At 61.4% G+C, this 13,186-nt stretch carries 12 protein-coding genes; all 12 read left to right on the top strand.

The features are described from left to right. The first annotated feature begins 135 nt into the window (after nucleotides 1-135). Nucleotides 136-1,170, top strand: coding sequence for a lipopolysaccharide heptosyltransferase II (waaF, locus tag RHP74_RS02690; protein ID WP_077747647.1), 1,035 nt, complete (start codon nucleotides 136-138; stop codon nucleotides 1,168-1,170). A 1-nt stretch (nucleotide 1,171) separates the two neighbouring features. Next, nucleotides 1,172-2,233 carry a lipopolysaccharide heptosyltransferase I gene (gene waaC / locus RHP74_RS02695; RefSeq protein WP_172792080.1) on the top strand — a complete coding sequence of 354 codons (1,062 nt, stop codon included), beginning with the start codon at nucleotides 1,172-1,174 and terminating at the stop codon, nucleotides 2,231-2,233. Continuing rightward, complete coding sequence (locus RHP74_RS02700) at nucleotides 2,233-3,354, top strand: glycosyltransferase family 4 protein (RefSeq protein WP_077747649.1); 1,122 nt, start codon at nucleotides 2,233-2,235, stop codon at nucleotides 3,352-3,354. The genes waaC and RHP74_RS02700 overlap by 1 nt, the downstream gene beginning before the upstream one ends. Then, nucleotides 3,354-4,160: a lipopolysaccharide core heptose(I) kinase RfaP gene (gene rfaP / locus RHP74_RS02705; RefSeq protein WP_154502775.1), complete on the top strand. Its 807-nt coding sequence runs from the start codon at nucleotides 3,354-3,356 to the stop codon at nucleotides 4,158-4,160. The genes RHP74_RS02700 and rfaP overlap by 1 nt, the downstream gene beginning before the upstream one ends. Further along, nucleotides 4,160-4,894 (top strand): lipopolysaccharide kinase InaA family protein, encoded by a 735-nt coding sequence (locus RHP74_RS02710; protein WP_010464295.1) that lies wholly within the window; start codon nucleotides 4,160-4,162, stop codon nucleotides 4,892-4,894. Before rfaP ends, RHP74_RS02710 begins: the two co-directional genes overlap by 1 nt. Continuing rightward, nucleotides 4,891-5,643, top strand: coding sequence for a lipopolysaccharide kinase InaA family protein (locus tag RHP74_RS02715; protein ID WP_154911991.1), 753 nt, complete (start codon nucleotides 4,891-4,893; stop codon nucleotides 5,641-5,643). Before RHP74_RS02710 ends, RHP74_RS02715 begins: the two co-directional genes overlap by 4 nt. Continuing rightward, nucleotides 5,643-7,094, top strand: a complete 1,452-nt coding sequence (locus RHP74_RS02720) for a lipopolysaccharide kinase InaA family protein (RefSeq protein WP_311097677.1) — start codon at nucleotides 5,643-5,645, stop codon at nucleotides 7,092-7,094. Before RHP74_RS02715 ends, RHP74_RS02720 begins: the two co-directional genes overlap by 1 nt. A 238-nt stretch (nucleotides 7,095-7,332) precedes the next feature. After that, on the top strand, nucleotides 7,333-7,668 hold the full coding sequence (locus RHP74_RS02725) for a YceK/YidQ family lipoprotein (RefSeq protein WP_311097679.1): 336 nt from the start codon (nucleotides 7,333-7,335) through the stop codon (nucleotides 7,666-7,668). 306 nt (nucleotides 7,669-7,974) lie between these two features. Continuing rightward, nucleotides 7,975-9,732: a carbamoyltransferase gene (locus RHP74_RS02730; protein ID WP_010464288.1), complete on the top strand. Its 1,758-nt coding sequence runs from the start codon at nucleotides 7,975-7,977 to the stop codon at nucleotides 9,730-9,732. Next, entirely contained in the window at nucleotides 9,716-10,846 is a 1,131-nt protein-coding gene (locus RHP74_RS02735; RefSeq protein WP_083375196.1) for a glycosyltransferase, read from the top strand. Before RHP74_RS02730 ends, RHP74_RS02735 begins: the two co-directional genes overlap by 17 nt. Next, the gene (locus RHP74_RS02740) at nucleotides 10,846-11,742 is read left to right on the top strand and encodes an antimicrobial resistance protein Mig-14 (RefSeq protein WP_083375195.1); all 897 of its coding nucleotides are present in this window, start codon (nucleotides 10,846-10,848) and stop codon (nucleotides 11,740-11,742) included. The genes RHP74_RS02735 and RHP74_RS02740 overlap by 1 nt, the downstream gene beginning before the upstream one ends. Nucleotides 11,743-11,750: 8 nt before the next feature. Continuing rightward, nucleotides 11,751-13,184 (top strand): PIG-L family deacetylase, encoded by a 1,434-nt coding sequence (locus RHP74_RS02745; protein WP_311097682.1) that lies wholly within the window; start codon nucleotides 11,751-11,753, stop codon nucleotides 13,182-13,184. Nucleotides 13,185-13,186: the final 2 nt, after the last annotated feature.

Consider the following 13,186-nt stretch of genomic DNA (forward strand, 5'->3'; position numbering starts at 1 on the left):
CGAGCCTGCTCGCGATAGCGGAGTGACAGTCGACAGCAATGTTGAAGGTGATGACCCATCGCAAGCCGACAGGCTCCCGCAGTGATTCTCGAGGCGGGGAGGCGTATGCCTCCCCGGTTCGTTTATGGAAACCACATGAAAATTCTGATCGTTGGGCCCAGTTGGGTCGGTGACATGGTGATGGCGCAAACACTGTTTCAGTGTCTCAAGCAACGCCACCCGCAATGCGAAATCGACGTCCTGGCCCCCGAATGGAGCCGGCCGATCCTGGAGCGCATGCCCGAAGTCCGTCAGGCCTTGAGCTTTCCGCTCGGCCATGGCGCCTTGGAGCTGGCGACGCGTCGGCGCATCGGCAAATCCCTGGCCGGCCAGTACGATCAGGCGATCCTGCTGCCAAACTCCTTGAAGTCGGCTCTGGTGCCGTTCTTCGCCGGGATCCGGAAACGCACCGGCTGGCGCGGCGAGTTCCGCTACGGCCTGCTTAATGACGTGCGCACGCTGGATAAAGAACGTTATCCGCTGATGATCGAGCGCTTCATGGCGCTGGCATTTGAGCGCGGTGCCGAACTGCCGACACCGTATCCACGGCCAAGCCTGCAGATCGACCCGGTCACCCGCGAGGCGGCGCTGGCCAAGTTCGGCCTGACCCTCGACCGCCCGGTGTTGGCCCTGTGCCCAGGTGCAGAGTTCGGCGAATCCAAGCGCTGGCCGTCCGAGCATTACGCCAAGGTCGCCGAAGCGAAGATCCGCGAAGGCTGGCAAGTCTGGCTGTTCGGTTCGAAAAACGATCACGCGGTCGGCGAAGACATCCGCGCACGGCTGATTCCCGGCCTGCGCGAAGAGTCGGTCAACCTCAGCGGCGGCACCTCCCTGGCCGAAGCCATCGACCTGATGTCCTGCGCCGATTCGGTGGTGTCCAACGACTCCGGCCTGATGCACGTCGCCGCTGCGCTCAACCGCCCACTGGTGGCCGTCTACGGTTCGACATCGCCGGGCTTCACGCCACCCTTGGCCGAGCACGTCGAGATTGTGCGCCTGGGCCTCGAATGCAGCCCGTGCTTCGATCGCACCTGCCGCTTCGGTCATTACAACTGCCTGCGCCAGCTCATGCCGCAAGCGGTGAACGAAGCCTTGCAGCGGTTGCAGGGCACTGTGGTCGAGGTCAAATAGCTTGCGCGTTCTGTTGATCAAGACATCTTCGCTGGGCGACGTGATTCACGCGTTGCCCGCGTTGACCGACGCGGCGCGGGCGATCCCCGGCATCACGTTCGACTGGGTGGTGGAAGAAGGCTTCGCCGAGATCCCGACCTGGCACCCGGCCGTGGGCAAGGTGATCCCGGTGGCGATCCGTCGCTGGCGCAAGAACCTCTGGCAAACCCTCAAGAGTGGCGAGTGGAAGCGCTTCAAACAAAGCGTTCGCGCCACCCGATACGATCTGGTGATTGATGCCCAGGGCCTGCTCAAAAGCGCCTGGTTGACGCGCTATGTCAAAGCGCCGGTCGCCGGGCTCGACAAGGACTCGGCGCGCGAGCCCATCGCCGCACGTTTCTATTCCCGTCGCCTGGCCGTGGGCCGTGGACAACACGCGGTAGAGCGGGTGCGTCAATTGTTCGCTCTGGCCTTGGGCTACGACCTGCCCAAAGGCCTGGGCGATTACGGCTTGAACGTCGAGCGCCTGGTGGAACTGCCGCGCAAGAACCCCTATGTGCTGTTCCTGCACGGCACCACGTGGGACACCAAGCACTGGCCGGAAGCCTATTGGCGCGAACTGGCCGAGCGCGTTGGCTATCTCGGTGTTGCCGTGAAGCTGCCGTGGGGCAATCCGGTCGAGAAGGCCCGGGCCGAACGCATCGCCACCGGGTTCCGGCATGTCGAAGTGCTGCCCAAACTGAACCTGGCCGGTGTCGGCAAAGTATTGGCTGGCGCTCAAGCCTGCGTGGCCGTGGACACCGGCCTCGGTCATCTGGCCGCCGCGCTCGACGTACCGACCCTGTCGCTGTTCGGTCCGACCAACCCGGGCCTGACCGGCGCCTACGGCAAGGCGCAGATTCACATCGCCAGCGATTTCCCCTGCGCGCCGTGCCTGCAAAAGAAATGTACGTATCAACCGACGGCCGAAGATGCCCGTCAGTTCGACCTGAAACGCGAGTGGCCCCTGTGCTTCACGCGTCTGAATCCCGAGCGTGTCGCGACCCGACTGAGCACGTTGTTACTGGCTGAGGAGCTGCGCTGATGCAATTGGCATTCGTCTTGTACAAGTACTTTCCGTTCGGGGGGTTGCAGCGCGATTTCATGCGCATCGCCCTGGAGTGCCAGCAGCGCGGCCATCAGATTCGCGTCTACACGCTGATCTGGGAAGGCGATGTCCCGCCGGGTTTCGAAGTGCTGGTGGCGCCGGTCAAGGCGTTCTTCAATCATCGCCGTAATGAAAAGCTCAGCGAGTGGATGGAAGCGGACCTGGCCAAGCGTCCTGTGGACCGTCTGATCGGCTTCAACAAGATGCCGGGCCTGGACGTTTACTACGCCGCCGATGGTTGCTTTGAAGACAAGGCGCAGAACCTGCGCAACTCGCTGTACCGTCGTTGGGGCCGCTACCGGCACTTCGCCGAGTACGAGCGCGCGGTGTTCGCCAAGGACGCCAAGACGGAAGTGCTGATGATTTCCGAAGTCCAGCAGCCGCTGTTCATCAAGCATTACGACACACCGCTGGAACGCTTCCATTTGCTGCCGCCGGGGATCTCCCAGGACCGGCGCGCACCCGCCAATGCCGCCGAAATCCGAGCCGATTTCCGTCGCGAATTCAACCTCAAGGACGATGAGCTGCTGCTGGTGCAGATCGGCTCCGGGTTCAAGACCAAGGGTGTGGATCGCAGCCTCAAGGCGCTGGCCGCGTTGCCCGCTGATCTGAAGAAACGCACCCGGCTGTTTGTAATTGGCCAGGATGACCCCAAATTATTCCAGATGCAGAGCGCCACTTTGGGGCTCGGCGACAACGTGACGTTCCTCAAGGGGCGCAGCGATATCCCACGTTTCCTGCTGGGTGCCGACCTGCTGATTCATCCGGCGTATAACGAAAACACCGGGACCGTGTTGCTCGAAGCCCTGGTGGCCGGGTTGCCGGTATTGGTGAGCGCGGTCTGTGGTTACGCCCATTACATCGCCGAGGCCGACGCCGGCCTGGTGTTGGACGAACCGTTCGATCAGGCGCAACTGACGCAGTACCTGACCGGCATGTTGAACGACGCTCAAGCACGGGCGGCCTGGAGCCGCAACGGTCTGGCCTTCGCTGAGACGGCCGACCTCTACAGCATGCCGCAGCACGCGGCCGATGTGATTCTGGCGGAGCACGCTTAATGAAGTTGATGCTGGCTGAACCGTTCAAGAGCCTTTGGGCCGGACGCGATGCGTTCACCGAAGTGGAAGGCTTGCAGGGCGAGGTTTACCGTGAACTGGAAGCGCGCCGGACCTTGCGCACTGAAGTGAACGGCAATGGCTTTTTCGTGAAGATCCACCGTGGCATTGGCTGGGGCGAGATCTTCAAGAACCTGCTGACGGCCAAGCTGCCGGTACTCGGCGCGGGTCAGGAGTGGAAGGCCATTCAGCGCCTCAAAGAAGTCGGCGTACCGACTATGACCGCCGTCGCTTATGGCGAAAAGGGCAGCAACCCGGCGGATCAACACTCGTTTATCGTCACCGAAGAACTGGCGCCCACCGTCAGCCTCGAAGACTTCAGCATCGACTGGATCAAGAACCCGCCCGAGCCCAGACTCAAGCGCGCGCTGATCGCCGAAGTCGCGCGCATGACCGGCATGATGCACCGCGCCGGGGTCAACCACCGCGACTGCTACATCTGCCACTTCCTGCTGCACACCGATAAACCGGTGACGGCTGAAGACTTCAAGCTCTCGGTGATCGACCTGCACCGCGCCCAGACCCGCCCGGCGATCACTCAGCGCTGGCGCAACAAGGATCTGGCGGCGTTGTACTTTTCGGCCCTGGACATCGGCCTGACCCAGCGCGACAAACTGCGATTCCTCAAAGGCTACTTCCAGCAGCCATTGCGCCAGATTCTGGCTGAAGAAGCGTCGCTGCTCGCCTGGCTTGAAGGCAAGGCCAACAAACTTTACGACCGTAAACAGCGATACGGGGATGCGCTCTGATGCCCGGTTGGAAGCTGGAACCTGCTTACAGCGATCTGACGGAAGATTTTGGCAGCCTGGAAGCAGTGTTTGCGCTTCAGGGTGAACGCCTGACCCGCGACCCGTTGTCCGAGGTCATCCGCGTCAATCGCAACGGCGTCAATTATTACGTCAAGCGCTACGTGGGTGCCGGCAAAGGCCTGCGCCGCTACCTGGGCAAACCCCGGGTCAAGGCCGAATGGCAGAACCTCAAGCGCTTCGCCAAGTGGGGCATTCCGACCGCTGAAGTGGTTGCCTGGGGGCTGGAGCGGCGAGGCGCGGCGTATGCTCGTGGCGCGATGATCACCCGCGAACTGCCCAACACCGAAGACTTGTCGGCCCTCGCCGACCGCCACGATCCCAAGCTGGCGGACCGCGCCTGGGTCGATTCCGTCAGCCGTCAGTTGGCCGGTTACACCCGGACCATGCACGACAACCGTTTCACCCATAACGATTTGAAGTGGCGCAATCTGCTGATCGACGATGAGGCCAAGCTGTTCCTGATCGATTGCCCCAACGGCGATTTCTGGCGCGGCTTCTGGCTCAAATACCGGATCACCAAAGACCTGGCCTGCCTCGACAAGGTGGCGAAATATCACCTGTCGGCCACCCAGCGCCTGCGCTTTTACCTGCAATACCGCCAGCGTGACCGGCTGAATGCCGACGACAAAAAACGCATCCGGCACGTGGTGAGATTTTTCGAGGGGCGCGAATGACTGATTTTCTGGCCGCTGAAGACCGTGCGCTGCTTGAGCGCCATGGCCTCGGCACTTTTGACGCACTGTGGGCCAAGCAGCTCGACGCGGTGGATGAGCCCAACACCGTCGGTGGCGGCTGGAGCAGCGTGTTTCGGCTGGATCTCGAAGGTCATGGCTACTACCTCAAGCGCCAGAGCAACTACCTGACGCGCACCTTCCATGCGCCGTTCGGCGAACCGAGTTTTGCCCGCGAGTTTCGCAACATCAGTCGTTATCAGAAGCTGGGTATTCCGGCGCTGAAAGCGGCGTTTTTTGGTGAGCGCAAAGTCGATGGGGAAGTGCGGGCGGTTCTGCTGACCCGCGCGCTGGACGGTTGGGATGACCTGGATTCGCTGTTACAGCGCTGGTCGGACCTGAGCGAAGCGCAACACACGGCCATCATGAAAGCCTGTGGCGAGCTGGCGCGGCGCCTGCACGGCGTGCGCCAGCTTCACGGCTGCTTCTACCCCAAGCACATTTTCCTCCAGGCCACGGGTGACGGTTATCAGGCGCAGTTGATCGACCTGGAAAAAACCCGGCCGTTGCTGTTCGGCCAGCGTGACCGGGTCAAGGACCTGGAACCGTTGCTGCGCCGCGCGCCGGAGTGGACCGAAGCGCAGTTGCGCGAATTGCTGGCGGTTTATGTGGATCAGCCACGGGACAGTTCGCTGGTGGACAGTTGGGTTTCGCGCCTCACCGCGCGACGTAGTCACAAGGAGGCGCGCTGATGCGTTTGTCCGAATTGAAAGGCGCGGGCCGCAGCCCGAGCCTGCCGATGAGTATTTCACTGGCCGATGCTGCCGGTCCCGCCGAGTTGCAGTTGCTGAGCTTGTTGCGCGTATTGCCGGGGCAGCGTTATGTCGGCGCCGGCGTGTGGCGCGGCCGGCCGGTGCTGGCCAAGTTGTTGGTCGGCGGCAAGGCGGCGCGGCATTTTCAGCGTGAACTGGATGGCGTGCGTTTGCTCGCCGATCAAGGGCTGACCACGCCGCAGTTGCTGATGGACGGCCTGAAAGAGGGCGAGGGCGGTTGGCTACTGTTCGATTTCCTCGAAGGCGCCGAGAGCCTGGGGGAGACCTGGAAAAAAGTCGAACACTTGCCGGTGCTGGCTGATATGCAAGGGGCCGTGCTGGCCGAGGCGTTGGGCGCTATCGGCCAAATGCATCGCAAGGGGCTTTGGCAGGAGGACCTTCATCTGGACAACCTCCTGCGTCAGCGCGGTCGGTTGTACCTGATCGATGGCGGCGGCGTCTGCGCTGAAACCCCGGGCCAGCCGCTGTCACGGCAGAAAGTCCTGGAAAACCTCGGCGTGTTTTTCGCCCAGTTGCCCAAGTCTTTGGAACCGTTCACCGAAGAATTGCTGGTGTATTACCTGCTGAGTAACGGCGAACACGCCTTGCCGATGGAAGCGTTGCAGAAGCAGATCGACAAGGTTCGCAGCTGGCGCTTGAAGGACTACCTGATCAAGGTGGGGCGCGAGTGTTCATTGTTCAGCGTCCAGCGCGGGCCTTTTGGCTTGCGGGCTATTCGTCGTGAAGAAGAGGCGGCGATGCTGCCGGTGCTGGAACAGGCCGATGCCTTGCTTGATCAGGGCCATCTGTACAAGACCGGCGGTGCAGCGAGTGTAGGAAAAGTCGAGGTTGGTGGTCGGACGCTGGTGATCAAGCGCTACAACATCAAAGGCTTTGCCCACTGGCTCAAACGCTTCTGGCGCCCGAGCCGTGCCTGGCACTCGTGGCGCGAAGGCAATCGCCTCGCGTTCCTCGGCATCGCCACGCCCAAACCGCTGGCGTTGCTGGAGAAGCGTTTTCTCTGGCTGCGCAGCCGGGCGTACTTGATCACTGAGTATCTGCCGGGGCCGGACATCATCGAGCGCTTTGCGCCGTACGTTGAAAAGGGTGATGCGCCCGAGGCTGAATTGGTGGCGCTGGATCATTTGTTTGCCGAGCTGATTCGCGAACGCATCAGCCATGGTGATTTCAAGGGGCACAACCTGTTCTGGCAGCAGGATCGCTGGGCGCTGATCGATCTGGATTCGATGTGTCAGCATGCCTCTGTAGGGAGCTTTGCCCCAGCGTATGCACGGGACCGGGCGCGGTTCATGCGTAACTGGCCCGAGAGCAGTGCGCTGTATCAGGTCATTGATCAGCGTCTGCCCAAAGACATCTCTGGCGCGGCCTGAATCGGGTCTTCGACCCTATCGTCGGAACGCCGCCCGGAGCCGGCTCGATCCCACAGGGGCTCTGTGTTCACCGCAGATCAAATGTAGGAGCGAGCCTGCTCGCGATGGGGCCAGAACAGACACCCGAGATTAAGAGGACAAGTTCTTGTGAACCGTCCTACATGATCCCCAGACCCCGTGAACTGTGCGCTGAAGAGCCGCGATGCTAGTTTCGCCTGACGTTCACGGAGGGCAAACCTTGACCATAAAAACGGCTGTTGCAATCGCTACATTCTCACTGGCTTTATCGGGATGCGGGACCGCGCTGACGGTGCTGCAAGATGACGAAGACGCCGCTCGCGGCCTGCGAAAACAAAAAACCTACTGCCAGTCCATCCCCCGTATCTACAGCGGCCTGGCCTACGACTTCTGCATCCTGAATGCCCCGCCAGATCCCACCGGCTTCCTCGTCCCCTTTGTGTTGCTGGACCTGACCCTGTCAGGGGTCATGGACACCGTTTCCTTGCCCTATACGATTTACCGCCAGGCTATCGACGGCAATCTGAGTATTTACTGGCGAGCAGGCCGCGGGTAGCGCTTTTGTAATCCGGCGGGTGATGTGTCTAGTCCTGAAACAGGTTTTCCCTGTTTCAGAAAGCGAAAAGCCCCGATGAACTCACCGAGGCTATAGCGCCGACCGGGATCTCCCAGTCCATTTGAGCAGGAGCCTATGTCGACGTCTTTCTGCTGTCAACGCGTGAGCTTGCCACTTCCCGCTAGAGGCTTGCCGTCGCTTTTAAGCTATAATCCCGCCCTTTAGCTGTCTCTCGCCCCTTGCGAGGGGCACATCAATTTTTGAGGCGCTTGTCGCCTGCATGCAGACTAAAGAGGCTAGACCCCTGTGGCATTGACGATTCTTGGCCTGTCCGGCGCCCTTAGCCATGATCCTTCAGCAGCCTTGTACATCGACGGCAAGCTGGTCGCGGCGGCTGAGGAAGAGCGCTTCGTACGCGATAAACATGCAAAGAACCGCATGCCTTACGAATCGGCGAAGTTCTGCCTGGAGCAGGCAGGCATCAAGCCGTCCGACGTTGACGTGGTCGCGATTCCGTTCGCCCCGATCAGCATTTTCGGCAAGGCTCGCTGGCAGTACGCCAAGCGTTACTGGTACGCCCCGGACCGCGCACTCGACGCGATCCTGATGGGCAACCGTCGCTACAAGCGCTATCGCAACAAGATCGTCTGGTGCCTGGAGCAACTGGGCTTCGATCCGAAGAAAATCAAGATCGAGCCGGTTGAACACCACCTGGCCCACGCTTCCAGCGCTTATCACTGCTCGGGTTTCAAAGAGAAAACCGCGATCCTCGGCATCGACGGCAAGGGCGAGTACGCCACGACCTTCTTCGGTTATGGCGAAAACGGCAAGATCCACAAGATCAAGGAATTCTTTGATCCGGACTCCCTCGGCGGCCTGTACGGCGCAATCACCGAGTTCCTCGGTTTCGACATGCTGGACGGTGAGTTCAAGGTCATGGGCATGGCGCCGTACGGCGATGCCAGCAAATACGATTTCTCGCGTCTGGCCTCGTTCGAGAACGGCGAACTGGTGATCAACACCGACTACGCCAACGTGATCGGCCTGCGCCGTTATAAAGAGAAGGGCAAGGGTTACTACTTCTCGCCGAAGCTGATCGAGTGGCTGGGGCCGAAGCGCGAAGGCGACATCGCCGACGAGCCGTACATCCACTACGCCGCCAGCATTCAGGCGCTGTTCGAAAAAATTGCGCTGCAGATGATCGACTACTACCTGGGCGACGTGCTCAAGGAAACCGGCAAACTGGCCTACGCCGGTGGCTGTGCGTTGAACGTCAAGCTCAACCAGAAAATCATCGCCCGTGACGACGTCAAGGAGCTGTTCGTACAGCCTGCTTCCGGCGATGCCGGCACCGCAGTCGGCGCAGCAGCCTACGTGTCCAATGCCCGTGGCGTGCCGGTCGAGAAGATGGAACACGTCTACCTCGGCCCGTCGTACAGCAACGAAGACGTGGTCGCCGCGTGCGCCCGTCATCCGAGCAAGCCGGTCTGGCGCAAACTCGAAAACATGCCGGAAAACATCGCCAAAATCATGGTCGACGGTAACCCGGTAGCCTGGTTCCAGGGCCGCATGGAGTTCGGTCCGCGGGCCTTGGGCGGTCGTTCGATCATCGGTTGCCCGAGCGCTGTCGGCGTGGCTGACCGCATCAACCACCAGATCAAGTTCCGCGAGCGCTGGAGGCCTTTCTGCCCGTCGATGCTCGACACCGTGGCCCCGCAGATGATCAAGATCGATCACCCGGCGCCGTTCATGACCTTCACTTTCGAAGTGGCTGAAGAATGGAAGACCCGCGTGCCGGAAGTCGTCCACGAAGACGGCACTTCCCGGGCCCAGGTGCTCAAGCGCGAATACAACCCGCGTTACTACGACATGATGAAGGCGCTGGAAGTGCTGACCGGCAACGGCGTGTCGCTGAACACCTCGCTCAACCGTCGTGGCGAGCCGATGATCTGCTCGCCGACCGACGCGCTGAACATGTTCTTCGGTTCCGATCTACAGTATCTGATCATGGAAGACATCCTGGTGGTCAAAGAGGGCGCCAACGCTTATGACACGCTCGGCTGAACGCCATGTGTTGCAGTTCTGCCACGGCTATGACGGGCCGTTCCTGGACTGCGCCCGGCAGTACGCCAGCCTGTTCGCGGGGACTGGTTATCGGGTGACCACGGTCTTTTTGACCGGGGCCGCCGATAGCGAAGTCGCCGCGAACTGCGCTTCCGATGAAGTGCTGTTCATGGAATACAGCTCCAAGGCCATTCGTGGCCTGAAGCTGGGCGCCATCAGCGATCTGCGCAAGATCGCCGCCTCGCGCAATTTCAGTTTCTGCATTGCTCACCGCTTCAAGCCGATCTACATCGCCTTGCTCGGCACCTCGCTGCCGGTGATTGGTGTGCATCACGCGTTTGGCGATTACAAACGCGGCACCCGCAAACTGTTCGCGCATATTTTCCGCAAGCGCCTGAGCCTGCTCGGGGTCTCCGATGCGGTGCGTGACGACATGCGCCGTTGTCTGCCGAAATGGCCGGCCGGGCGGATTCAGACGCTGTATAACCGTGTCGATGTGCCGGCGTTGCAAACCAGCCAGGTGTCGGTGCGCGAGGCCCGGGAAACCCTCGGCCTGTCGGCGGATGCCTGGATTGTCGGCAACGTCGGACGGCTGCACCCAGACAAAGACCAGACCACGCTGCTGCACGGATTTGCCGAGGCATTGCCGGGCTTGCCGGGCAACAGTCAACTGGTGATCCTCGGCAGTGGTCGCCTGGAGGAGGACCTCAAGGCTCTGGCCCGGGAACTGGGTATCGGCGACCGCGTGTTGTTCCTCGGTCAGGTGCCGGATGCCCGTCGTTATTTCCGTGCCTTCGATGTGTTTGCCCTGAGTTCTGATCACGAACCGTTCGGCATGGTGCTGCTGGAAGCCATGGCCGCCGGTGTACCGTTGCTCGCCACCGCGTGCGGTGGGGCCAAGGAAGTCGTCGAAGGCGTCGGCATTCTGTTCCCGTTGGGCGATGCCGAACGCCTGGCCCAAGGGCTGCAACACCTGGCCGCGATGGACGACCAGCAACGTCACCAGTGTGCCGAGCTGATGCTCGATCGCCTGCGTGAGCGTTTCTCCGACCGCGCGGTACGCGATGCTTTCTGGCATTTGCCGCACGTCACTGAACTGGCACCGAGGGGCTGATGCTCAACCGATTTCAAGGCTGGCGCGAACGGGGCTGGGCGGTGGTCGACGCCTCGACTTATGCACAGGCCTGGCAACGTTTTGGCGGCAGCGTCGCGACCCATCCTCTGGTAGTTGAACGTCTGGCACAGTTGGCCGGGATCCCGGTGCGTTACCTGGCCTGGGAAAAAAACGGTGAAGTTAAAGCCGCTATCCCGACCTGGGGCCGTGACCTGGCGCTGTCCAAAGACGTACTCAAGCGCCGTGGTAAAAAAGGCTTGTTCGACCTCGGCAATGCCGAGTTGATCCTGCCGGCCGCCGCCGATGCGCAGGCGCCGCTGCGCCATCGCGGACGTTATTTGTCGGCGCTCAATGAAGGCCGTTTCACCGGCATCAAGCTGCAAACTGAGCAACTGGCGATGGCCCGCACGCCCGAAGAGTTGTCGAAGAAGTTTCGCTACAACCAGCGCCGTGAATTGCGTCTGCTGGAAGAGGCGGGCGGGGTGGTGCGGCCGGTCGCCGAGTTTTCCAGCGCTGAGCTGGGTGCGATCTATTGCGACCTGTTCCAGCGTCGCTGGGGTTTCCCGGCCACCGGCGCCGAGCGCATGGGCGAGGTGATCGAGCTGCTGCGGGACTTGCTGATCGGCTCGGTGATTTTCCTCAACGATGCGCCGATTGCGATACAACTGGTGTACCGCGTCGAGGCGCCGGAGTGGATCAGCGTCGAGTACATCAATGGCGGTGTCGATCCCGAAACGCGCGAGTTCAGCCCCGGCAGCGTGCTGAGTTTTCTCAATACCCAAAGTGCCTGGGAACACGCCCGCGCCCTGGGTAAACCCTTGCGGTTCTCCTTCGGCCGCGCCGACCGAGAATACAAGGACCGCTGGTGCAATCCCGTGCCGGTCTTCACCGTGTGAGTGAACCCATGAGCCGCAAACAGCAACTGCTCAAGCGCCATCGGCGCAACAAACGCATCGGCCTGTTGATCGCGCTGGTGCTGTTGATTGCCATCGGCGTGCTGGTGGCGTGGTGGTTGCCGCTGGTGCTGGCGGTGCTGGGCTGGATTGCCCACGAAGCATGGTTCGCCGATCACCTGTTCTACTCGCCCAAAGACGATTACCAATACAGCTTCCCACCCTATACCCCGCAGCCCAAGGTGCATCTGGACGGTGAGCGTTTGCGCCTGGACGAAGGCGTGATGCTGGTCGACGACGCAACGCTGGTGTTGGCGCTGCGGGTAAAAAGCACGTGGCTGGGGCGCTTTATCGACCCGGTGGTCGAGTTGCTGGGTGGTGAAAACCCGGATCGACAAACCTTTGAACGCGGTGTGAATGGCCTGCGTTACCTGAACCTCAGTGGTCAGGCGCAAGTATTGTCGCGGGGCGAGTTGCGCCTGCACGGACGCTTCTGCCGCTTGCTCGGTGAGCCTGTGCTGTGGGCGCTGGAACAACCGGATTACCGCCGCCAGCGCGTAATGGTGATCGCCCCTCATGCCGATGACGCCGAACTGGCCGCCTATGGTTTATACAGCCAGGCCGATGAAGCCTGGATCGTGACCCTCACCGCCGGTGAAATCGAAGCCGAGCATTATCAGCAGATCGGCCTGAACAAGGTCGAGGCGGCGCGGCTCAAGGGCCGTTTGCGCGCCTGGGACAGCATCGCTGTGCCGCGTTGGGCAGGTGTGCCTGAAGCGCATTGCGTGCAGCTGGGTTATTTCTGCCTGCAACTGGCGGCGATGCAAGCCGCCCCGGCGAAGCCGATGGGGTCCCGTGAAGCCGAATTGAGCGACACCCGCGTGTATCGCCAGTTGAATCCATTTGCCCTGCCGGGCGACGTCGACGGTGCTCCGACCTGGAACAACCTGCTGGCCGATCTGCGTGAACTGATACTGCGCGCGCGCCCTGAAGTGATCGTGCTGCCGCACCCGACGCTCGACCCGCATCCCGATCATCTCTGCGCCCAGCAAGCGGTCCTCGAAGCCTTGCGAGGCCTGGAATGGCAACCGACCACCTTGCTCGGCTACGCCAATCATCTGCACGATAACGATCGCTGGCCGATGGGCGATGCGGGGCATGGCATCGCGCTGCCGCCGGCCTTCGACTCGACCACACCGATGCAGCCTTGCTGCCTGCCGCTGTCGCTGGACCTTCAGCGTGATAAAGCCATGGCGCTGGGCATGATGCACGACCTGCAACCGCCCATGCCGTTCAAGCGACGTTTGCGTCGGTTGATACAGCGTCTGCTGGCCCGTAGAGTGCCGCCCCTTTATGGCGAAAACGAATTTTTTCGCAAGGCGGTCAGACGTCATGAATTATTATGGCTTTTGAATCATGATGAAACATCTCGACAGCAGAAATGAAG

It is taken from the genome of Pseudomonas sp. SG20052, assembly GCF_031766055.1.
GTDB lineage: Bacteria > Pseudomonadota > Gammaproteobacteria > Pseudomonadales > Pseudomonadaceae > Aquipseudomonas > Aquipseudomonas mandelii.

Coding starts and splice junctions, on each gene's coding strand:
- waaF (WP_077747647.1), top strand. CDS start 136: ATGAAAATTCTGATCGTTGGGCCCAGTTGGGTCGGTGACATGGTGATG.
- RHP74_RS02700 (WP_077747649.1), top strand. CDS start 2,233: ATGCAATTGGCATTCGTCTTGTACAAGTACTTTCCGTTCGGGGGGTTG.
- rfaP (WP_154502775.1), top strand. CDS start 3,354: ATGAAGTTGATGCTGGCTGAACCGTTCAAGAGCCTTTGGGCCGGACGC.
- RHP74_RS02710 (WP_010464295.1), top strand. CDS start 4,160: ATGCCCGGTTGGAAGCTGGAACCTGCTTACAGCGATCTGACGGAAGAT.
- RHP74_RS02715 (WP_154911991.1), top strand. CDS start 4,891: ATGACTGATTTTCTGGCCGCTGAAGACCGTGCGCTGCTTGAGCGCCAT.
- RHP74_RS02720 (WP_311097677.1), top strand. CDS start 5,643: ATGCGTTTGTCCGAATTGAAAGGCGCGGGCCGCAGCCCGAGCCTGCCG.
- RHP74_RS02735 (WP_083375196.1), top strand. CDS start 9,716: ATGACACGCTCGGCTGAACGCCATGTGTTGCAGTTCTGCCACGGCTAT.
- RHP74_RS02740 (WP_083375195.1), top strand. CDS start 10,846: ATGCTCAACCGATTTCAAGGCTGGCGCGAACGGGGCTGGGCGGTGGTC.
- RHP74_RS02745 (WP_311097682.1), top strand. CDS start 11,751: ATGAGCCGCAAACAGCAACTGCTCAAGCGCCATCGGCGCAACAAACGC.